This window comes from Niallia taxi, from assembly GCF_032818155.1.
Lineage (GTDB): Bacteria > Bacillota > Bacilli > Bacillales > Cytobacillaceae > Niallia > Niallia taxi_A.
Map to the genome: position 1 here is coordinate 1,973,808 of NZ_CP102589.1, position 19,941 is coordinate 1,993,748.

Below are 19,941 nucleotides of genomic sequence, written 5' to 3' on the forward strand. Positions count from 1 at the left end.
AGATGGAGCTTTTCTCCGCAGAAGGCTTTGGAGAATTTTCAAGTTACAGAAATCATAGAAAAAAAGTTTGTCGACAGACTGAGAGATTGATACTATATCAATCTCTTTTTTTGCTGTTTCATAGGACTGTGACATGCTTTTAGAACATATATTGTAGTGGGGAAGCGATAAAGGGGGAATTATTAAATGGCGTATTTTGGTTCGAAGGGCTGGTATGTTAGCCGTCTGAAGGAATTGGGAGTAAACAGACATCCACAAGAACAAAGGAAGCTTGAATTATACAAAACATATATTTTAAGGAATTTATATCAGGAGCAGCTCGAAAAAATAAAAGGCAATGTTTAGTGTTATGGAAGTAGTTAGCCGCCAACCTGCCTTGAAAAAAAGTTAGCGAAATAAGAGGGAATTAGTGAGAATCTGTCGAATTCTTTTAGTTATATTTCTAGAAAAGGAATAAAAAGGATTTGGTGGATATGATGATAAAAAAAATGAAGCAAATTCCTCTATTAAATAAAATTCAATTATTCTCTTTCTGTATGCCCTTATTTCTTTTAGCGTGTGCTGCTATCGCCATTTTTGCGATTTTTTCCTACGAATGGAAGGAAGACTTGACTTATCGTGCTGACAGTCTGTTAAAGACTGCAGGATATCAGCTAACGAATGCTGATAAAAGCAGCACGATAAGTAATCAAGATAAGGAAATGCTCACATCCTTGCTAACAATACAGCAAGAAACGGTAACTAATACATATATTTGCTTATATGATGAATCCTCTGCATGCCAGGAGTGGTCAGTAATTCATCAGGACGGCACATATTCAACTGTAAGCAGTACAGCTTTACAGAAGGTATACAATCAAATTGGGAGAAAAGGTGTTTCAAACAACAATGCTGATTTCCTTGGCTTTCATAAGGAAAACAGCAGCTATTTTTATACTGCCTTCCTTCCTTTAACTGATGAAGATGACAAAATTGTCGGCGGAATTGGCATGGATATATCTGCGGATAATCTGTTCCATGATATTCACAAGCTACTTGCTGCTATCATTACTATATTTGTTGTGACTGCACTCCTTTTGTTTGTCTATACGAAAATAACAATAAGTAAATACCTCCTTCCATTAAAGGAGGTTATTTGGGGACTTCAGGAGATCAGCAGTGGCAATTTGGAGGTAGAGCTTACTAGCAATGGTGCTTCTGATATTAGGATGATAAGCGAGAGCCTTAACGAGATGGTTAGAAAACTCGCTATGCTTTTTACAAGACTGTCTAAAACCTCCAAAGAATTAGGTACTTTATCGCGTGATATTGAATTGAATTCTGTGGAAGAGGCACTGAATGAAATGGATAATATTATGAATTACACGAAAATTCATCGGGAGCTGCAGCGTGCAGAAAAAATGAATGCAATCGGTCAACTTGCAGCATCTGTTGCACACGAAATTAGAAATCCAATGACAGTTGTTAAAGGTTTTCTGCAAATATTCTTGGCAAAGGAGCATATAAGCGAAGAGGAACGAATGTACATAAAGCTGATGATAGAAGAAATGAATCGGGCTGAGACAATTATCAACGATTATTTATCCTTGGCTAAGCCTGGAATTGAGCAAACAGAAAAAATTGATGGTCAAGATATGATAATAAAGGTGATTGATCTTATGTACTCCTATGCCATGATGTCGAAAAGTATTACTTTTGAACGGGATATACAGCAAGTATTTTTACGTGCAAACAGGAGTGAATTAAAGCAGGTGTTAATCAATATCGTTAAAAATGGGATTGAATCCATGCAGCAAGGCGGAGTATTAAGTGTTTATCTATACACAAAAGAAGGGTATGGAATATTTGAAATAACAGACACTGGTATTGGGATGACAGAGGAAGAATTAAGCAGGCTTGGCACTGCCTTTTATTCCTTAAAGGAAAAAGGCACAGGCATGGGATTAATGGTCAGCTACCAAATGATTGAACAGATGAAAGGCAAAATAGAAGTGGAAAGTAAAAAAGGCATGGGAACAACATTTAAAGTATTTATTCCACTTTATTAAATAAAAACTTTATCAGCACTAGTTCATTCTTATAACATTATTGCACTGTTTAGATTGCTATAAGGGCCTAATGAATCGGTCTTTTTTAAATAAAACAAGGACGAGTAGAGAAGATTCTCGTATAGTTTTCCTGAATCTGTAGAAGGATAAAAATGTAAAAAATATTCTACTGTCGATATGTTATAATGATTAAAAATGGAATAAAGGTAGGTGTATATAAATGAGACCATTTACCTTAATAATTTCTATTATTACGCTTTTATTGCTTTCTTCTTGTGGCAACAATACCTCTTTTCAAAAAAACAATGGAAAAGAAACTGTTTTGGCCATGAAGCAGGAAGTCCCTGAGAGCTTTGTTTCGGAGGAATTAAATGTTGTTGCTGCAGGTGATTCTTTAACACAAGGGGTCGGTGACAGTACTGGTACAGGAGGCTATGTCCCTTATTTACAGAAATTATTTCAGCAAGAGCAGGGAATAGGAACCGTAACCATTAACAATTATGGTGTAAAAGGCAACAGGACGGACCAGCTTTTGAAAAAAATTAAATCTGCGGAAGTGAAGCAGTCGATTAGTGATGCTGATATGGTTATATTAACAATCGGTGGAAATGATATTATGAAGGTTGTTAGGGACCATATTTCGAATTTGCAGCTTGATGATTTTACACCACAGATGAAAACCTTCGAAACAAATCTTTATAATGTTCTGAGAGAAATTCGCAAAGACAATCAACAGGCAGCAATTGTTCTTGTTGGGGTATATAATCCTTTCACGAAGTGGTTTGCAGATGTGGATGAGATGAATGATATTGTGACAGAATGGAATAGGACTGGGGAAAACATACTTACCCTTTATGACAACACGTATTTTGTCCCAATTGAACAAATCTTTTCCGATACTACGGAAAACCTATTGTATACGGACTATTTTCACCCGAATGATAAGGGCTATCAGCTGATTGCTGATGAAATATACACGAAAGTTAAAGATACTGCCATTGGGGAAATTTTGGCGACAAAGCGCATGAATAGAGAAAACAGAGGAGAATGAGTTTGTTTAAGAAAAAATGGAAAGCAGCATTTTTACTATTAGCAGGCATCAATATTGTTATACTGCTTGCACTTGTCCTGCTGATATTTTTACCTGCTGAAAGGTCAACTTCGGACAGTGCGGATGCAGGAAATGAGGAGGTTATCCCATTTCAGGTTACAACGAATAAGGAAGACTTGACGTTGCTCATCAACAGCTACTTGGAGAAGGAAGGCTTAAATGGACCTGTCCATTATGAGGTTAACTTATCAGATGAAGTAGAGCTTTTCGGTTATTTACCGATTTTTAACAGTGATATTGAAATGAAACTGACATTTGAACCAATCCCGCTTGAAAATGGAGATCTCACATTAAAGCAAAAATCAATCAGTATTGGGCAGCTGTCCTTACCAGTATCTTATGTTATGAAGTTTATTGAAAATCAATATAAGCTGCCAACTTGGGTTAATATAAATCCAGATGATGAGACAATTGATGTACATCTAACAAATATGAAAATTGGGGACGGCATGAGTGCGGAAGTAAAGGAATTTGATCTTGAAAATGATCGTATTCAGTTTAATCTGCTCCTTCCTGTTACGGAATAAGAGTAAATACCTAAAAAAAGGGCAGAATGAAATTTCTGCCTTTTTTATATGGAAATCAGTAGTATTTCGGCGCTTACATCCGCTGAGGTAGCCTCTAGAATAAAGGCTGAATAAGCTTTATTTTCTTTTAATGTGAGTGGAGGAAAGCTTGCGAGCTTGCTGTTTGTTTCCGCATCCTTTGCTTCTAAGTAGACAGTCATAGGGTAAAGCCCAAGATAGGAAGTGGCCGCCTTTAAATGTAAATTAGGGAAAACGACATCGCCCTTTTGAACGGCAATATTTAATGCAGACATTTTTGGATGGAGATGAATGATACGCAGCTTTGTTTCCGATGGATGAACAAAAGGGTCTTCTTGATAGGTGTAAAGCTTTAAGTAATTGTTTGCTGATTCTAAAAATGTAATGGTATGAAAAATATTGCTCTCAACAAGAATTTTTTGGCTGCAAAGTGAATCAACCATTGCTCCTGTTTCATATATATCAACCTGATAGCGGCCGACTGGTAATGTCATCTCATTTGTAACCGATTTAAAGGAGACCTCTTTAAACAGCTTTACTCCATTGATATAAATATCAACAACAGGCTTTTTGGCAGCGGTGTGGATGAACCTTAGTTTGCCGTACTCTGTTTGCCTGTCTAAGTCTGTTGTTATCGAGTTTTGCGGCAAAGCTTTTCTAAGAACCTCGAGATGCTTTTGATAATAGTAGATATGGAGGTCTGGATTAGTATATTTATAATAATCACTTAGCAGATTGTACATTCCGGCTTCATTTAAGGAATTGTCTTCTTGTTTATGCATGGTTTTCACTCCTGTTTCCTAAAAGATGATAACAGTTTATGCATGCATTTAGATACAGTGCCTATTTTAAAAACAATCTTAAAAAGGTAAATTTTATGTACAAATTAGAAATGATGGAATATAATAGATATTAACTACAACGGAAAGGGTGATGACGATGAAAACAACAATCTGTGTAAATAAGGCAATTGCATTCATCGTACAGCCCACTGCTTACTTGCTTATTAAGTAAGTATCTTTTATCCTGCATATTTAATGCATGAGAAAACCATGGGCTGTACGTCGCTTATGGTTTTTTATTATGCTTAAAAAATGGAGGATATACAAATGGATTTGAATAAAATTGGGTTTAATGAAAATATAAACAATGCTTTAGAAAAATTAAACAAGGAAGGTCTCATTGCAGGACGGGTTGCTTTAGAGCATAAGAGACTTTATCGAGTATATACGGAAATTGGAGAATTATTGTGTGAGGTTTCCGGAAAACTGTCCTTTGATGCTGTTGGCAGAGATGATTATCCAGCTGTAGGCGATTGGGTGGCTGTATTGCCTCGTAATGGTGAAGGGAAAGGGACCATCATTTCCGTTCTTCCAAGGAAAAGTAAGTTTTCCAGGAAAGCAGCAGGAATGACAACAGAGGAGCAAATTGTCGCCGCAAATGTCGATACTATTTTTCTTGTCAATTCCCTAAATGAGGATTTGAATTTACGTAGGATAGAAAGATACTTGACGCTGACATGGGAAAGCGGAGCAAATCCAGTGATTTTGCTAACGAAATCTGAGCTTGCTGAAAATGCGGCAGACAAAATTGCCAGTGTGGAATCCATTGCATTTGGTGTTCCAGTTATCGCCATAAGTGTTCATGGAAAACAGGGACTTGAGTCCTTAAATGATTATTTGCTTCCGCAAAAAACAATTGGGTTATTAGGCTCCTCAGGTGTTGGAAAGTCAACGTTGACTAATTATCTGCTTGGTTATGAAAAGCAGTTAGTTCAGAACATTAGAGAGGACGATGATAAGGGGCGCCATACAACGACATATCGAGAAATGGTTGTGCTGCCTAATGGCTGTGTTCTGATTGATACACCAGGAATGAGAGAGCTGCAGCTTTGGAACAGTGATTCAGGTTTATCAGAAAGCTTTACAGATGTCGAGCAGCTTGCAACAAAATGCCGATTCAGGGACTGCAGCCATATAGGTGAAGCAGGTTGTGCTGTTAAGCAGGCGGTAGAGGAAGGAAGATTGGAAGAGGCACGTCTCAACAGCTATTTCAAGATGAACAGAGAGCTCGCCTATTTGGAAAGAAGGCAAAGCAAAAAAGCACAGGCAGATGAAAAGAAGAAATGGAAAAGTATTCACAAAGCGATAAAAGCAAAGCGTAAATAACAGTTTGAGGGAGTGCATTGCATGCACTCCCAATATATTTTTCCTGACCAACAATCATTTTGAGCCTCCTTTTTGCATATTTTTGCGAATTTGTTTAAGCTAAATAAAAGATGTGTTGCCACACACCCTTTGGGGAATATAAAAAGATATGAAATATTAAAGGAATAGAGGTGCATCGTATGGAAAAACAATACGAAAAAGCAACATTTGCCGGCGGCTGTTTCTGGTGTATGGTTAAGCCTTTTGATCAACAGCCTGGAATTATTTCAGTCGTTTCAGGCTATACAGGTGGACATAAGGAAAATCCTACATATAAGGAGGTCTGTTCTGAGACAACAGGTCATTATGAGGCAGTCCAGATTACTTATGATCCTTCCCTGTTTCCTTACGAAAAGCTCCTTGAACTCTATTGGCAGCAAATTGATCCGACAGATCCAGGCGGGCAGTTTTTTGACAGAGGATTGTCTTATCAAACTGCGATATTCTATCATAATGAAGAACAGAAAAAGTCAGCAGAGGAATCAAAAAAGGCTTTAGGAGAAAGCGGCAAATTCAATAAGCCGATTGCGACAAAGATCATTCCAGCAACTGCTTTTTATGATGCGGAAGAATATCATCAAGATTATTATAAGAAAAATTCCCTGCATTATAATGCCTATCATGTAGGGTCAGGCAGAGCCGCGTTTATTAAGAATAACTGGGGGGATAAGCATGAATAAAAACGAATTGAAAGAAAAACTAACACCAATTCAATATGAAGTTACACAAAACAACGGCACAGAACCGCCGTTTCATAATGAGTACTGGAACGAATTTGCGGACGGCATTTATGTGGATGTCATCTCAGGTAAACCATTGTTCAGCTCAAACGACAAGTATGATGCAGGCTGCGGTTGGCCTAGCTTCACAAAACCAATTTCAGAAGAGGATCTTGTAGAAAATACAGATACAAGCCATTTCATGGTGAGAACAGAGGTAAGAACAAAGGAAACCGATTCCCACCTTGGCCATGTCTTCAACGATGGACCACATCCATCAGGATTACGATACTGCATGAATTCTGCATCTCTTCGTTTCGTTAGAAAAGAAGACCTAGAAGCAGAAGGCTATGGCAAGTATAAAGTTTTGTTTGACGAAGATTGATGTTAAGAAAAAAGGCAATCCTTCTATCTAGGATTGCCTTTTTTTAGTTATCTTGCACGATTATCGATGAAATTTGTACCCTGTGAAAACCGGAAGTATTATGTGACGAAGATTTACCCTTCATACGAAACGACACGGTGTGCTTGCTGTCAGAAAGCCCGCCGGCAATATATAAGGAACGAGGCTTTTTGAAGGGCCACCATGTTGAAATGCTTGTAACAAACTCGTCATCAATATAAACATCCACCAAGCCTCCTAAGGGACTTCTTATCATATTTGCCCCAAGATAAGTGCCCGTAAAGGTAAAGTCAATGCTAGCTCCTTTTTCATCAGAGGTATAATAGCCGTCCCTTTTAATAAAAGAGCTGTCTTTATAGTGATAGTCGTTTTTTGTTTCCATGTTGATTGCCTTTGCAGCAAATTCATTTTTGGGAATATCGGTGCTTTTATTCCCTTTTTGTATTCTTGATTCTAAATAATGATAAATATAATCACCATATAGCAGATAGCCATCGTCATTTGGGTGGACTAGATCTTTTGTTAAACGTTTCATGCTTTTACCCGATTCATTAAACGGAATTCTCATATCAAGATTTATCGCATTTACTTCTTTTGATACTTCCGCAATTGTATCGGCAAATTTTTCATTGTCTAAGCTGCTTTCTGTAAGTGTAATAATTTCTGCAGTCGGGTATTTCTCCTTTACTTGCATAAGTAGCTGGCTGTAAAAGGTGTAGAATACTTCCTTATTCATATATTTCCGATCATTTTCACCGAATACGATAAAAACAAGATCAATATTCTGAAGGGAGGAATTTCTGAATTTATATAAGCCTTCAAAAGCTGTAGCCCCGCTTTGAACAAGCATATTCCTCTGCATTGGTGTACCGTGCTGTTCAAACATGGACTGCTCTAACAAGGAAAACCATTTTGTTTGATCCTTGCTCGCACCAGACCCTCTACCGATACTGTCTCCAATTATTAAATAAGATATTGGCTCACTTGATCTGATTTTGTCAAATACATTTTTGGCTGTGGAGCTTGTCTGATTTGGTTGATAGAGGCAATACAATAAAACGAAAGCTAATCCAATTACGGAGCTGATTAAAAGAGTATAGGTTTTGTTTTTCATAGGATTAACTGTACGTCCCTTCTGATTTTTTGCATGGTTTATTATATCCTAAAGAATCTTCATTAAACATAAAGAATAATACTTTATAGCTTTATAGATTACTAATTATCTTTTAATGGTGAATAATGCTTGCACCATTATTTCATGTTATGTATAGTATACGTTATATCATTTCGGATAAGGAAGATGCACGATGACAAAATCTTTTTACCATTTTTTAATGAAATTCCGACATCCCGAGCCAAAGGACGCTATCAGCAGATTTGCAAATCATGCTTATTTAGATCACAGTTTTCCTAAAAACAGCTTTGACTATGATGAAGTGAGCAATTATTTGGAGCTTAATGGCCATTATTTAGACAGTATGAGAATCTTTGATGAAGCATGGGAGACCTATTTATTTCAAGAAGAGAAGGAAACACGCTATTAGCATTTTGCAGTGGTTACTGCAAAATGCTTTTTTTGTTTAGTAACTTGTATGCGGCTTTTACATAATGAGTATTCTAAAATAGTTTGTCAGCTACATATATTGGATTAAAACAAAAACATCGATTTCTAACTGACATGTTTGTTAAAAAAAAACGCGTGAAAATAGGGTGGAGCATTGTCGATTAGCAAGTGAGATGCATATATTATTTCATGAATAGATAAACAGAGAACAAAAAAAGGATGAAGATGAGATGTTGATTGAGGAAAGGCTATGTTGTTTCATTTAATCCCCCACCGTAAACGTTCAAATCTTTAAGCATGACTGTGGGGGAGTGTCGCCACACAAGTGGCCAAAAATATCGCACAATCTGTTTAGAGAGGACTTTTAACTATGGGAAATCGAAAAAAACCGAAATTTAAAATTGGCGATACGGTTGTCATCACCATATACGGTACTGTAGGAAAAATCACGGACGTAAAGTGGCTTGATGATATGCATGTCTATGAAGTAAATAAGAGTGAGGGCCTATACTTAGAATCCAGCCTGCAAATGCTTTCCGAATTTGAAGGGGAACTGATGGATACAGAAAAAATAGATATTGAATATCGCTACTTTATAGGTGATCTCGTCAAAGTGAAAGGCTATGGCTCCAACCTCTTTAAAATTATGGGCTTCCGAACGGAAATATGGCGTTACAAGTCAGATGCATGGGAAGACATCATTTACGAGTTGTCTAGAGTAAGTGATGGAGATTGGCTTGAGGCTGGTGAAGAGGAGCTGACATTAGTAGCAGACGCAGAAAATGCCGATAGTTTCATTCAGAAATTAGGACTTTTGTATATAATGGATAAAAAGAAGAAACCTGTTAATCTGCAAAAACCAAATAGCTCTTACCGAAAAACGGAAAAAGAGCTGCTGGAAAGTACGAAGGAAAAACAGGAGTTAATCGATGGTTTACTTGATATTTACAATGATTATCATATACTACATGAGTTATTTCAGGACAATGAGTATGAACAGGCGATGAGGCTAACAATAAGAAAGCTGAAGCAGCTAAGCAGCAAGGATGATAAGCCTGCACTATAATAATGAAATTACAAGATTAAATAGAGAAAATATGGGATGCATCCAAACACTAATAGAGAAAACAAAACTTGCAGCCCTTTGTCAAATATTCGTAAGATATTACTATTATCCTCATTAACATCTTCTTTTACTACTGCGACTAAATGCTGCAACTTTTTCATGATAATTATCCCCCTAAAATCTCGGATTATAGTAATGTTTTCTTGTTATTAGTAATGAATATGAGCATGACCATCTAAACATGTCTCTTTTTACTTGAAAAATATTTTAATTTATCACATAATTTGTACAAATGCCTTGCATTTTTTATGCATTGTCACATATATTCTTACTAAAGGGGGCGATATGCTTGAAAGAGATTGATGTAATAATAGATACGGAGGAAATTGCTGAGTTTTTCTTTCGTGAGCTATTAAAAAGGGGATACGTTCCCACAGAAGATGAGATGGATGAATTGGCTGACATCACGTTTGAATATTTGCTTGAAAAATGCATTATTGATGAAGAATTAGATGACTAGCTTGCAATGTAAGTTTGTAAAAGACAGTTAATTATATAAAGAAGTATGAATGTATATGGCAGGAGAATCCTCTTGCCATTTTTTTATGGAAAAAATGATCAGTAATCATGAAACCTTTTTGTTATTAATGCGTAAATCAAATTAATAAAATCAAATTAGGGTAACAGGAGGAAAAGGAATGTCTATATTTAAAAAGGCGTTGGCAAGTGTTGGGGTAGGTGCTGCTAAAATTGATGCAGTACTGGATAAGAGGGATTATATGCCAGGTGAAAGGCTAGAGGGAGAAATAAATATTGTTGGCGGTAATGTGGAGCAGAATATTGAAGCGATTTATGTAAGACTGTATACAGAGTATGAAGTGGAACATGATGATAAAAAAGAAACACGCACCGCTCTGATAGGTGAATTTTTGGCAGCAGGCGCCTTCACGATAAATATAAAGGAAAAGAAGGTAATTCCATTTTCTAGTACTCTTCCATATGATATTCCTTATTCCATAGGCAAAACAAAAGTATGGATTTCAACAGGCCTTGATATCAAGCAAGCCATTGATCCTAGCGATGTAGATCCAATTAATATTATTCCATCTCCGCTTGCTGACGAAGTGTTTCGTGCATTTCAAGAATTAGGCTTTAAAATGAAAAGCGGTGTTTGCAAGGAGGCAGGCAGGCGGCATCAGCTGAGACTGCCATTTGTACAGGAATTTGAATTCATCCCAGTTACAGGAGACTTTCGAGGGAAGCTGGATGAAGTGGAGCTTGTGATTTTGTCTTCTGGCGAAAATGTAATGGAAGTAATGCTGCAAATTGACAGGAAAGCGCGAGGACTTTCTGGCTTATTCGCAGAAGCTCTTGATATGGATGAAAGCTATGTATCATTAAGCATTCACAAACATGAGTTGCCAGGACTGAAGAACAAACTTTACCAACTGATTAATAAATATGCCTAAAAACTTAAAGCGTGTGCCATTTTGGCACACGCTTTTTATTTTGACTTAGTTCTTTCTTTCTCTTGCAGACATTTCCTTACCGTGTGCTTCTTGTTCGGCTATAATAGCCTCTTTTGGTATATGATTATTCTTTTTAGGAGAGTTAATTCGATTGCGATGCTTTTTTCCCATAATATTATATGTCTCCTTACGTATCTGTTTTTAGAATATTACCATTGATAAGCATGTTTTCCAAAACCTATGGAAAACCTAAAGTTAGTATTGCCGATTAAAGATTTGTTATCCTGCAATTAATTGTATTTAACCTAAAACTAGAATATGATATAGTACAAATAGTGATTGTTTAAGGTATGGAAATGATTCCTATTATTATTTAAAAGAATGTTCTTAAAATTTGGAGGTACAAAAAATGAGTGTACATATTGGAGCTAAAGAAAATGAAATCGCTGAAACGGTTCTTCTGCCTGGAGATCCTTTAAGAGCAAAATATATTGCAGAAACCTTTTTAGAAAATGCGGTTTGCTATAACGAAGTCCGAAACATGTTTGGATATACTGGTACATATAAAGGCAAAAGAATCTCTGTACAAGGGACAGGCATGGGAGCACCATCCATTGCCATTTACGTTAATGAATTAATGAATAGCTATAATGTCCAAAACCTAATAAGAGTTGGTACTTGTGGAGCAATCCAACAGGACGTAAAGGTGCGTGACGTTATCCTTGCTATGAGTGCATCAACTGATTCGCAAATGAATCGCCTAACGTTCGGCGGTGTTGATTATGCACCGACAGCTAATTTTGACCTGCTTAAAAAAGCGTATGATGCAGGCATTGAGAAGGGGCTTTCCCTAAAGGTAGGAAATGTATTTACAGCAGATAGTTTCTATAATGACAACTCTGAGCTGGAAAAATGGGCGAAATATCAGATTCTTGCTATTGAGATGGAATCAGCTGCACTTTATACATTAGCAGCAAAATTCAATCGCAAAGCATTGTCTGTACTTACTGTGAGCGATCATGTACTGACTGGTGAAGAAACAACTGCTGAAGAAAGACAGACAACTTTTAATGAAATGATTGAAGTATCACTTGAAGCAGCAATAAAGTAACATACGCGTAACTAGTAACCTGGAACAAAGTGTAATATGGGGTGTAGAATGAAAAAACTATTGCTGCTGCTGATGCTTACTTTCCTTTTGACAGGATGCAGTAAATTGGATGGCATTACAGATCATATACCTTTCTTAAACAAAGAAAAGGAATCGGAAGAAACAGCCGTGAATAATAACAATTCAGAACCAACAAACGATCAAGATACTGGAGATAGTACAGAAAAGCTTCCATGGACTTTAGAAGCTGCTTTTTTCAATGATATTAAGGTTGTGGATGGCAGGAACATCATCCGAAATCCAACAAATACAGTGTCATTGGTTAACAAAAGCTTTGGATTGCCAGATGGATACGCACCAGAGGATCTTATCAGGCCAGAAGTTCAGTTTTCCTTTGGTGATCAAGATATAGAGAAAAGCTATATGAGAAAGGAAGCTGCGAATTCTTTAGCTGACATGTTTAATGCTGCCAAAAAGGACGGTATTATCCTTTATGCAGTATCAGGCTATCGTTCTTATGACCGTCAGACTGTTCTGTATGATGCAGAGGTTGACAAGGTTGGACAGAAGAAAGCAGAGGAAGCAGTCGCATATCCTGGTAACAGCGAGCACCAGACAGGTTTAGCAATGGATATATCAGCTGAAAGTGTCGACTTCCTGCTTACAGAGGACTTCGAGGCTACGAAAGAAGGCAAATGGCTGAAAGATAATGCGCATCTTTATGGGTATATTCTGCGTTATCCGAAAGGAAAAGAGGATATTACCAAATATAAATTTGAGCCATGGCATTTCCGCTATGTCGGGGAAAAATCTGCAAACGATATATATGAAAACGATTGGACATTAGAGGAATATTTTGACCAGGTTAGAAAAATCTAAGTAATAAATAGATTTATTTGTTCAAAATTTATTCATAATTATGTCATGATTTAAACCAATTTTTTTGATACTGTTGAGTATAAAAGGCATGTATCACGGTGCCTAAAGGGCAAATGAAAGTGGTGAATTATTTGGAGAATGAAAACAATGTAAATGAAGAAACGGAAAAAGAAGCAAGCGATAAAGATTCCAGCTTTATTCGCATTAAGAAATTTCACTTTGTTATGCTTATCTTCTTTACTGTTATATTGGCAGCTGGTATTACAACGGTTGCCCTGGCATTTGGTGAGGAGCCGGCAGTAACAGTAGGCACAGATCGAAGCGAATTTTCAAAGCTATATTCAGCATATGATACTATTAAGGATAAATATTATCAGGATGTTGAAACAGAGGACCTCGTCAATGGAGCGATTGACGGCATGTTTACAGCACTAGATGATCCATATTCCGATTATATGAACCAAGAGGAAGCAACAAGTTTCAATGAAAGTATATCCTCTTCCTTTGAAGGAATCGGAGCAGAAATTCAGGAAAAGGATGACAGCATCATTGTTGTATCACCAATTAAAGGCTCACCAGCAGAAAAAGCAGGAATAAAGCCGAATGATAAAATTTTGAGTGTTGATGACAAGACCTTGCAAGGGATGAGTTCATCTGAAGCAGTCCTTCTTATCAGAGGTAAAAAAGGGACAACAGTCAGCCTTGAGATTGAAAGACCTGGAGTGGAAGATACTTTAAAAATCGATATTGTCAGGGATACAATTCCAATTGATACAGTTTACGGAGAATTACGTAAGGACGGTATTGCCGAAATACAAATCACGAGCTTCTCCGCAGATACAGCACAAGAGCTTACAGATAAACTGAATGAGTTCAAGGAAAAAGGAATGAAAGGGATTGTACTTGACTTGAGACAAAATCCAGGCGGATTATTAACGCAAGTACAAGCAATTGCCAATTTGTTTGTTCCAGACGGCAAGGTGATTTTCCAAGTCGAGCATAAGAATGGAAAAATTGAACAAGTCGCATCAGACAATGAAAATTCCAATACATTACCGCTAGTTGTATTAATTGATGAAGGTAGTGCTTCAGCCTCTGAAATACTTGCTGGAGCAGTTAATCAATCTGCAGACGTTCCATTAGTAGGTGTGAAATCCTTTGGTAAAGGAACAGTTCAAAGTGCAATAGAACTCTCTGATGGAAGTAACATCAAATTTACAACAGATAAATGGCTGACACCGAATAGCAGCTGGATTCATGAAAAAGGGATTGAGCCAACGTATAAGGTGGAGCTTCCAAGCTATGCGAAGCTGACAGTCATTAACCCAGAGACAAAGCTGAAGCTTGATTCAAATTCCAATGAAGTGAAATCAGCGCAAGAAATGCTGAAAGCACTTGGATATAAGGTCGACAATGCAAACGGCTATTTCGATGAGAGCACAGAAGAAGCAACTAAGGAATTCCAAGAGAAGGAAAAGTTAAAAGTTGACGGTGTAATCACTGGAGATACCACAACAAAGCTTATGGAAAAACTTAGTGAAAAGATTCAAAAAAACGATACACAAATGAATAAAGCGATTGAAATACTGCAAGAAAAATTGAAAAAGTAACAAATGGAAGGAGCGGCACTCTATTTGCCCTCCTTTTTCCATGTCTGCTTTATGAACAAAAGGATTAGGGGGATAAAGATGGAAAAAACAGAAGTGTATATATTGTCAGGGTTTTTAGGCAGCGGTAAAACAACTTTGTTAAAAGAGTTGCTTATACATGAAAAAGCAGAAGGCAGAAAAGTGGCCGTTCTTATGAATGAATTTGGAGATATCTCGATTGATTCGAATGAAGTCGACGAAGATATTCCGTTAAAGGAGCTGTTAGGAGGCTGTGTTTGCTGCACCATCCAGGATAAGCTGGAAGGCCAGCTCCAATCCTTACTGATCGAGGAAAAACCAGATGTAATCTATTTAGAGACAACGGGAGCGGCACATCCGGTTGAAACCATGGATAGTATCCTTTCTCCATATTTCGCAGATAGGCTATGCATGAAAGGAATTATTACCGTAATTGATGGCAAGCTTTGGCTTGATCGTAAAAAAATGAGTCCAAGCGTGCAGCAGCTGCTGATTGAACAGGTTCGTCACGGGAATATGCTGTTAATTAATAAACAAGACCAACTGACAGAGGAAGAAAAAGCAAAGATTACATTCGAGCTTCAAAGTATAAATCCACAGGCCTTTACGCTATTAACAAGCTATTCAAAGCTGCCTTTTCAAAGGTTAAAGGGTATGGTTATGCAGTTTGCAAATGATACTGTTAAAACAACGATTCAAACATTACAGCTAAGTTCTTTTGTTTATCCATTTCAGCATACTATTTCAGCAGAGAAATTTGAGGCATTTTTAAAAGAATTGCCTGATACCATTTACCGTATTAAAGGATATATACAATTCCATCAAAATAAGTATCCTGACCTTTTCCAATATTCTTATGGAATGCCTTTAATGATGAGAGAAGACATGAAAATGCCGTTAAATTTAGTGTTTATCGGTGAAGATGTAAACTGGAAGGAAATAAAGGACAAGTTGGATCTGCTTTAACAGTCAGGGTTTCCAGCTATATCCAGAATGGGACCTTCATAAAAAGGGCAAACTTTCTTTAGTTAAAGGAAAGAGGAGGATAATCTTGTTCAAGAAGCGAAAGTTTATTCCTTGTTTTGCACTTTTGGTTAGCTTGTTTTGTATATCAACGGCAAATGCCGCACCATTGGAAAGCATTTCACCTGTATATGGTATCCAACTGCTTGAATGGAAGGATGCAGATGTAATTATTCCTCGCTACAGCAAGTTTTCTATTTATGATGTCGAAACAGGCAAAGTATTTCATGTTCAGCGGAGGGCAGGTTCTCAGCATGCAGATGTCCAGCCTTTAACCACCGCGGATACCGAGATTATGAAGGGAATTTATAATGGCAAATGGAGCTGGAAACGACGGGCGATATTTGTTTTACAGGATCAATATATTCTCGCCGCATCCATGCATGGTATGCCACATGGAGCAGGATCATTAGCTAATAAATTTCCGGGCCATTTTTGCGTGCATTTCTTAGGAAGCACTACACATAAGACGGATAATATGGATCTATCCCATAAATTGATGGTATATAAAGCTGCAGGCATACTGACACAGGAGCTGGATAAACAAAATCCAAATGAGACAGTGCAATCATTTGTAGCTGGAATGAAAGAACAGGATAATACAATCCTTAACCATTTAAGCTCCAAAAAAATTAATTGGACAAAGGCTTTGGCGAACGTTGAGAATGTTAAGCTGTTAAGGGTAGAGGAAGTGGAAGCAAAGGATTATCTATCCAAAACCTCTATACACATAACAATAGAGTGGCAGCTGTATATCCAAAACGAAAAGAGAAAAAGTGAGAGTAAAACACTGACGCTTGTTAGAAGCTCACCGCTTGATCCATGGAAGGTCCTAACTGACGATCGGTTAATGCCATTATGAGTCGAAAAGCCGTATGCAGCAAGCATACGGCTTTTAAAAGCAATTTTTGGAATGCTACATGCATTCCTTTTTCATTACTTCATCTCTCCAAATTTGGCGAAAGTCCGTTCTTCATCAATTAAACCACAAGCAGCACATTGGATACGATAGTCAGGTCCTTTATATCCCATATGAAAGGGAGAAAGATTTTCTGCTGTGTATTCTTCTACAATATCCCCTGTTTGTGGGTCTAATTTTACTGATTGAGGCACTTGTTGAATGATATTAAAGCGACTCCGATTTGTTCTGCAGTTCGGACAGGCATACGGTGTACTCATGACCAAACTCCCTTCTTTAAAGAATGCATTCTGTTATTACTATTCCATCCTTTGTCCAGATATATACGTGCTAAAAGCCAAGTTTACAAGGTGTTTATTGAGATAGTTACAATTATTGCGCTGATGATATGTACGACAAGTTATTGTCATAAATGTTATAAAAACAAGGCTGCTTCCATGCTGTCAATACTAAAAAAGCTGAATTTTATTACTTGTATGGATAATTAAGGAATTTTAAGCGGTTTGCCGATAAATTATTAAATATAGGAGGATGCTTTGGGAGAGAAGTGATTGATAGCTTGATAGATTTATAATCAGAACAGTTAGTAATGAAGTAGTTGATTATTGGAAGAATCATCCTTAAATATGACAAAAATCGTATGTTATGATTTGTCTGTAAGCAAGCACGAATACAAGCTTTATATTCAAGGAGGATATAATCAAATGAACAAAAAAGTGATTTTATCAACAGCAGCAGCAGCAGCTTTATTAATGTCTAGTCCATTAATGCAAAAAGCAAATGCAGCATCTAATACTGCTCAAGAATCTACAAAAGTAGTCTATCAATCTTACAATTTAAATGAAGACCAAATAAATGCATTAATAAAACAATTTTCAGGTAATGTGGATGTTAACAAGCTATTAAGTTCATTGGAAGCTAATTCAGCTACTGCAGCAAATAAACAGACAGAAAGCACGAAAGCTCCAGCGAAAACAACAGCAACACCTGCAGAAAAGACGACAACAAACACTGCTAAGCAACAAACTAATACAACTTCTAAACCACAGCAAACAACATCAACAACACAAGCAACTTCCTCTGTTAGTGCGTTTGAAAAGCAGGTTGTTGAATTAACAAATGCAGAAAGAGCAAAAAATGGTCTTCCTGCACTGACGCTTGATACAAATTTAAGCAAGGTTGCGAGAGCTAAATCAGAGGATATGAGTAAAAATAATTATTTTGATCATACAAGTCCAACTTACGGAAGCCCTTTTGATATGATGAAGCAATTTGGAATTTCCTATAAAGCAGCAGGTGAAAATATCGCCAAAGGCCAAACAACGCCAGAACAAGTTGTAAAAGCATGGATGAACAGCGAAGGACACCGTGCCAATATACTAAGCGACAAGTTTACACATATCGGTGTAGGCTACGTCGCAAACGGAAATTACTGGACACAGCAATTTATTGGGAAGTAAAAAAGCCCGTGCTATACTAATGGAAAGATTTATCACTATAGATAGAAAAACAAACTTAAGATATTGACCAAAGGTATCATTTCCTTTGGTCTTTTTTTATACGAAAATTTCCGCGGTTTTGAATATTGTTATTTTTACCTATAAGCATATACTTTAGTGGTTTTTTTGGTGAGAAATTTATATAATAGTTTTTCAAATGTTTTACTAAAGAAAATGAAGAAAATAAGATCATGCTAAATAGGGAATAATAAAGAAATACTTTTATAGGAGAATTCAGCGTGGAAATTAGACAAGCAACGATAAATGACTTAGAGAAAATCATGGAAGTAGCAGCAAAAACAGTAAAGATAATGAATGAAGAGGGTAATGACCAATGGTCGGATAAATATCCTGCTGAAAAGGATTTTAAGGCAGATATTGAAAATAGTGCTTTGTTCGTGGCATTTATGGATGATAAAGTAGTTGGGTCCATTGCCATTGATCGTATTGGCGGGAAGAATTATGACCTAATAGAATGGACATTACCGGATAATAACTATTATGTTATTCACCGGCTTATGGTCGATCCGGAAATTCGCGGCGGAGGCATTGCAAGCAAGCTTTTATCCTTTGCCGAAGTTTTCGCAAGAGAAAATGATACATTTTATTTAAAAACTGACACTTATGCCATAAATGAAAAGGCACAAAATCTTTTCTTGAAAAACGGCTTTAACAAGGTTGGAGAGCTCCACTTCCCTGGTAAGGAACGCCCTTTCTACTGCTTTGATAAAACCTTTAAGTAATAAAAAAAAATCAACTCGTGCAGCCGAGTTGATTTTTTTATTGTCGAGGGATTTTTACGGACAGTATTCCGTATTTCAGCTCACAGCAAATGTCTTCTTTTATTATAGTATTTGGCAGTGTAATTACTTTGTGAAAGTCCCTGTTTTGTCTTTCCTTCAAATAATAAGCGTATTCCTCATGCAATGTTTTGTATTGCCCTGCTATATGGAGTTCATTACCAACACATTTTATCCCAATGTTTTCTGGCGTGATGCCAGGAAGCTCTAATTCAATGAAGTATTGCCCATCTTTAACATAAAAATCACAGGGCGGAAATTGATTATTGCTTTTAATACTATTCCGATTACTGAAAAAATCCTGCTGGCTTGCATCTTGAAAGAGATTATTCCAAAGCTTTTCATTTGTTGGATTTTCATGAAATTGAAAAATCTTTTCGAGGTTTTCGTAAGACATTGTTTTCAAATCCTTCCCTTTAGCTATTGCAATTCTGTCACTTCAATTTCTGAATATTGATTATGCTCATTTTTCTGGATCATAATTTCTAAAACGCCTTCCTTATAATTAGCTGTTGAGCCTTTTTTACGAACAAGGGAAGGAAGATTGATAGTATGCTTGCTTTCTAATTCTGGAATGTTCTGAATAACTAATTGGCTTGATGTGTAGTAAACCTTAACTCTTTCAAGCCAAATTTCTTCTTTTATCGGAATGCGAATAAAAACATGATGATGTGTTTCAAACACAACGTAATCAAATTTTTGCTGGTTTGTCCCTTGTTGGTTGTTTGCCATTTGGGACATATTTTTAAACATATCATCACTGTTCATTTTTTGAAGGGATTCTGGCATCATTTTATTCATCATATCTTGAACATAATTTTGAATGTCTCCAGGTCTCATTTGGTTTATTTTGTTTTTAGTGTCTTTGTTAAAAGGGAATAAATTCCATGGGAACATTGGAAATTCATCCTTTCTTTCATTAGTTGCTGAATTTTTTATATCATATTCAT

General features: G+C 36.8%; 25 protein-coding genes. 18 read left to right on the plus strand and 7 right to left on the minus strand.

Annotation, left to right across the window (positions count from 1 at the left end):
- The first annotated feature begins 186 nt into the window (after positions 1-186).
- From NQZ71_RS09760 to NQZ71_RS09775, 4 genes are all read left to right on the plus strand, one after another.
- Positions 187-345, plus strand: a complete 159-nt coding sequence (locus NQZ71_RS09760) for a YflJ family protein (RefSeq protein ID WP_144452985.1) — start codon at positions 187-189, stop codon at positions 343-345.
- 128 nt (positions 346-473) lie between these two features.
- Positions 474-2,048 (plus strand): ATP-binding protein, encoded by a 1,575-nt coding sequence (locus tag NQZ71_RS09765; RefSeq protein ID WP_275008026.1) that lies wholly within the window; start codon positions 474-476, stop codon positions 2,046-2,048.
- Between the two features lie 220 nt (positions 2,049-2,268).
- Positions 2,269-3,099 carry an SGNH/GDSL hydrolase family protein gene (locus NQZ71_RS09770; RefSeq protein WP_144452989.1) on the plus strand — a complete coding sequence of 277 codons (831 nt, stop codon included), beginning with the start codon at positions 2,269-2,271 and terminating at the stop codon, positions 3,097-3,099.
- A 2-nt stretch (positions 3,100-3,101) separates the two neighbouring features.
- A complete protein-coding gene (locus NQZ71_RS09775; RefSeq protein WP_317010518.1) occupies positions 3,102-3,686 on the plus strand; it encodes a YpmS family protein in 585 nt (194 codons plus the stop codon).
- Between the two features lie 44 nt (positions 3,687-3,730).
- On the opposite strand, the gene NQZ71_RS09780 is transcribed toward NQZ71_RS09775, so the two are convergent.
- Positions 3,731-4,486 carry a DUF4397 domain-containing protein gene (locus tag NQZ71_RS09780; protein ID WP_144452993.1) on the minus strand — a complete coding sequence of 252 codons (756 nt, stop codon included), beginning with the start codon at positions 4,484-4,486 and terminating at the stop codon, positions 3,731-3,733.
- 327 nt (positions 4,487-4,813) lie between these two features.
- Between NQZ71_RS09780 and rsgA the strand changes: the two genes are divergently transcribed.
- The 3 genes from rsgA (at position 4,814) to msrB (ending at position 7,015) form a co-directional block, all read left to right on the plus strand.
- Positions 4,814-5,872 carry a ribosome small subunit-dependent GTPase A gene (rsgA, locus tag NQZ71_RS09785; RefSeq protein ID WP_317010519.1) on the plus strand — a complete coding sequence of 353 codons (1,059 nt, stop codon included), beginning with the start codon at positions 4,814-4,816 and terminating at the stop codon, positions 5,870-5,872.
- Between the two features lie 179 nt (positions 5,873-6,051).
- Complete coding sequence (msrA, locus tag NQZ71_RS09790; RefSeq protein ID WP_144452997.1) at positions 6,052-6,591, plus strand: peptide-methionine (S)-S-oxide reductase MsrA; 540 nt, start codon at positions 6,052-6,054, stop codon at positions 6,589-6,591.
- The gene (msrB, locus tag NQZ71_RS09795) at positions 6,584-7,015 is read left to right on the plus strand and encodes a peptide-methionine (R)-S-oxide reductase MsrB (protein WP_186303919.1); all 432 of its coding nucleotides are present in this window, start codon (positions 6,584-6,586) and stop codon (positions 7,013-7,015) included. The genes msrA and msrB overlap by 8 nt, the downstream gene beginning before the upstream one ends.
- A gap of 43 nt (positions 7,016-7,058) precedes the next feature.
- Here the strand turns inward: msrB and NQZ71_RS09800 are convergent, their stop codons facing one another.
- The gene (locus NQZ71_RS09800; protein WP_317010520.1) at positions 7,059-8,147 is read right to left on the minus strand and encodes an SGNH/GDSL hydrolase family protein; all 1,089 of its coding nucleotides are present in this window, start codon (positions 8,145-8,147) and stop codon (positions 7,059-7,061) included.
- Positions 8,148-8,340: 193 nt separating this feature from the next.
- On the opposite strand from NQZ71_RS09800, the gene NQZ71_RS09805 reads away from it, so the two are divergent.
- Positions 8,341-8,577, plus strand: coding sequence for a YozE family protein (locus tag NQZ71_RS09805; protein ID WP_144453003.1), 237 nt, complete (start codon positions 8,341-8,343; stop codon positions 8,575-8,577).
- A gap of 390 nt (positions 8,578-8,967) precedes the next feature.
- On the plus strand, positions 8,968-9,663 hold the full coding sequence (locus NQZ71_RS09810) for a hypothetical protein (RefSeq protein WP_144453005.1): 696 nt from the start codon (positions 8,968-8,970) through the stop codon (positions 9,661-9,663).
- 8 nt (positions 9,664-9,671) lie between these two features.
- On the opposite strand, the gene NQZ71_RS09815 is transcribed toward NQZ71_RS09810, so the two are convergent.
- Positions 9,672-9,824, minus strand: a complete 153-nt coding sequence (locus NQZ71_RS09815) for a hypothetical protein (protein WP_186303920.1) — start codon at positions 9,822-9,824, stop codon at positions 9,672-9,674.
- A gap of 188 nt (positions 9,825-10,012) precedes the next feature.
- Here NQZ71_RS09815 and NQZ71_RS09820 point away from each other — a divergent pair, with 188 nt between their 5' ends.
- A complete protein-coding gene (locus tag NQZ71_RS09820; RefSeq protein ID WP_144453007.1) occupies positions 10,013-10,183 on the plus strand; it encodes a YozD family protein in 171 nt (56 codons plus the stop codon).
- Between the two features lie 178 nt (positions 10,184-10,361).
- Positions 10,362-11,132, plus strand: coding sequence for a sporulation protein (locus tag NQZ71_RS09825; RefSeq protein WP_260054491.1), 771 nt, complete (start codon positions 10,362-10,364; stop codon positions 11,130-11,132).
- A gap of 45 nt (positions 11,133-11,177) precedes the next feature.
- Here the strand turns inward: NQZ71_RS09825 and NQZ71_RS09830 are convergent, their stop codons facing one another.
- Positions 11,178-11,303 carry a hypothetical protein gene (locus tag NQZ71_RS09830; RefSeq protein ID WP_259347199.1) on the minus strand — a complete coding sequence of 42 codons (126 nt, stop codon included), beginning with the start codon at positions 11,301-11,303 and terminating at the stop codon, positions 11,178-11,180.
- Between the two features lie 238 nt (positions 11,304-11,541).
- Here NQZ71_RS09830 and deoD point away from each other — a divergent pair, with 238 nt between their 5' ends.
- From deoD to NQZ71_RS09855, 5 genes are all read left to right on the plus strand, one after another.
- Positions 11,542-12,243, plus strand: a complete 702-nt coding sequence (deoD, locus tag NQZ71_RS09835; protein WP_127737721.1) for a purine-nucleoside phosphorylase — start codon at positions 11,542-11,544, stop codon at positions 12,241-12,243.
- A gap of 48 nt (positions 12,244-12,291) precedes the next feature.
- On the plus strand, positions 12,292-13,122 hold the full coding sequence (locus tag NQZ71_RS09840; protein ID WP_317010521.1) for a M15 family metallopeptidase: 831 nt from the start codon (positions 12,292-12,294) through the stop codon (positions 13,120-13,122).
- Positions 13,123-13,253: 131 nt separating this feature from the next.
- The gene (locus NQZ71_RS09845) at positions 13,254-14,732 is read left to right on the plus strand and encodes a lmo1851 family serine protease (protein ID WP_455710046.1); all 1,479 of its coding nucleotides are present in this window, start codon (positions 13,254-13,256) and stop codon (positions 14,730-14,732) included.
- 78 nt (positions 14,733-14,810) lie between these two features.
- Positions 14,811-15,716, plus strand: coding sequence for a CobW family GTP-binding protein (locus NQZ71_RS09850; protein WP_144453013.1), 906 nt, complete (start codon positions 14,811-14,813; stop codon positions 15,714-15,716).
- 85 nt (positions 15,717-15,801) lie between these two features.
- Entirely contained in the window at positions 15,802-16,635 is an 834-nt protein-coding gene (locus NQZ71_RS09855) for a hypothetical protein (RefSeq protein ID WP_317010522.1), read from the plus strand.
- Positions 16,636-16,709: 74 nt separating this feature from the next.
- On the opposite strand, the gene NQZ71_RS09860 is transcribed toward NQZ71_RS09855, so the two are convergent.
- A complete protein-coding gene (locus NQZ71_RS09860) occupies positions 16,710-16,952 on the minus strand; it encodes a DNA alkylation repair protein (protein ID WP_127737726.1) in 243 nt (80 codons plus the stop codon).
- A 444-nt stretch (positions 16,953-17,396) separates the two neighbouring features.
- Between NQZ71_RS09860 and NQZ71_RS09865 the strand changes: the two genes are divergently transcribed.
- The gene (locus NQZ71_RS09865) at positions 17,397-18,152 is read left to right on the plus strand and encodes a CAP domain-containing protein (RefSeq protein WP_260054495.1); all 756 of its coding nucleotides are present in this window, start codon (positions 17,397-17,399) and stop codon (positions 18,150-18,152) included.
- A 278-nt stretch (positions 18,153-18,430) separates the two neighbouring features.
- A complete protein-coding gene (locus tag NQZ71_RS09870; protein ID WP_144453021.1) occupies positions 18,431-18,934 on the plus strand; it encodes a GNAT family N-acetyltransferase in 504 nt (167 codons plus the stop codon).
- Positions 18,935-18,971: 37 nt separating this feature from the next.
- Here NQZ71_RS09870 and NQZ71_RS09875 read toward each other — a convergent pair whose 3' ends face one another.
- Positions 18,972-19,388 carry an Hsp20/alpha crystallin family protein gene (locus NQZ71_RS09875; protein ID WP_275008105.1) on the minus strand — a complete coding sequence of 139 codons (417 nt, stop codon included), beginning with the start codon at positions 19,386-19,388 and terminating at the stop codon, positions 18,972-18,974.
- A gap of 23 nt (positions 19,389-19,411) precedes the next feature.
- Positions 19,412-19,888, minus strand: coding sequence for an Hsp20/alpha crystallin family protein (locus NQZ71_RS09880; RefSeq protein WP_144453025.1), 477 nt, complete (start codon positions 19,886-19,888; stop codon positions 19,412-19,414).
- Positions 19,889-19,941 lie beyond the last annotated feature (53 nt).

Excerpts from the sequence above, each read along its gene's own strand:
- NQZ71_RS09880 (WP_144453025.1), bottom strand. The coding sequence starts at position 19,888 with ATGTTCCCATGGAATTTATTCCCTTTTAACAAAGACACTAAAAACAAA.
- NQZ71_RS09850 (WP_144453013.1), top strand. The coding sequence starts at position 14,811 with ATGGAAAAAACAGAAGTGTATATATTGTCAGGGTTTTTAGGCAGCGGT.
- NQZ71_RS09840 (WP_317010521.1), top strand. The coding sequence starts at position 12,292 with ATGAAAAAACTATTGCTGCTGCTGATGCTTACTTTCCTTTTGACAGGA.
- NQZ71_RS09760 (WP_144452985.1), top strand. The coding sequence starts at position 187 with ATGGCGTATTTTGGTTCGAAGGGCTGGTATGTTAGCCGTCTGAAGGAA.
- NQZ71_RS09770 (WP_144452989.1), top strand. The coding sequence starts at position 2,269 with ATGAGACCATTTACCTTAATAATTTCTATTATTACGCTTTTATTGCTT.
- rsgA (WP_317010519.1), top strand. The coding sequence starts at position 4,814 with ATGGATTTGAATAAAATTGGGTTTAATGAAAATATAAACAATGCTTTA.
- NQZ71_RS09805 (WP_144453003.1), top strand. The coding sequence starts at position 8,341 with ATGACAAAATCTTTTTACCATTTTTTAATGAAATTCCGACATCCCGAG.
- NQZ71_RS09810 (WP_144453005.1), top strand. The coding sequence starts at position 8,968 with ATGGGAAATCGAAAAAAACCGAAATTTAAAATTGGCGATACGGTTGTC.
- NQZ71_RS09800 (WP_317010520.1), bottom strand. The coding sequence starts at position 8,147 with ATGAAAAACAAAACCTATACTCTTTTAATCAGCTCCGTAATTGGATTA.
- msrA (WP_144452997.1), top strand. The coding sequence starts at position 6,052 with ATGGAAAAACAATACGAAAAAGCAACATTTGCCGGCGGCTGTTTCTGG.
- NQZ71_RS09825 (WP_260054491.1), top strand. The coding sequence starts at position 10,362 with ATGTCTATATTTAAAAAGGCGTTGGCAAGTGTTGGGGTAGGTGCTGCT.
- NQZ71_RS09865 (WP_260054495.1), top strand. The coding sequence starts at position 17,397 with ATGAACAAAAAAGTGATTTTATCAACAGCAGCAGCAGCAGCTTTATTA.
- NQZ71_RS09815 (WP_186303920.1), bottom strand. The coding sequence starts at position 9,824 with ATGAAAAAGTTGCAGCATTTAGTCGCAGTAGTAAAAGAAGATGTTAAT.
- msrB (WP_186303919.1), top strand. The coding sequence starts at position 6,584 with ATGAATAAAAACGAATTGAAAGAAAAACTAACACCAATTCAATATGAA.
- NQZ71_RS09830 (WP_259347199.1), bottom strand. The coding sequence starts at position 11,303 with ATGGGAAAAAAGCATCGCAATCGAATTAACTCTCCTAAAAAGAATAAT.
- deoD (WP_127737721.1), top strand. The coding sequence starts at position 11,542 with ATGAGTGTACATATTGGAGCTAAAGAAAATGAAATCGCTGAAACGGTT.
- NQZ71_RS09860 (WP_127737726.1), bottom strand. The coding sequence starts at position 16,952 with ATGAGTACACCGTATGCCTGTCCGAACTGCAGAACAAATCGGAGTCGC.
- NQZ71_RS09875 (WP_275008105.1), bottom strand. The coding sequence starts at position 19,388 with ATGTCTTACGAAAACCTCGAAAAGATTTTTCAATTTCATGAAAATCCA.
- NQZ71_RS09780 (WP_144452993.1), bottom strand. The coding sequence starts at position 4,486 with ATGCATAAACAAGAAGACAATTCCTTAAATGAAGCCGGAATGTACAAT.
- NQZ71_RS09765 (WP_275008026.1), top strand. The coding sequence starts at position 474 with ATGATGATAAAAAAAATGAAGCAAATTCCTCTATTAAATAAAATTCAA.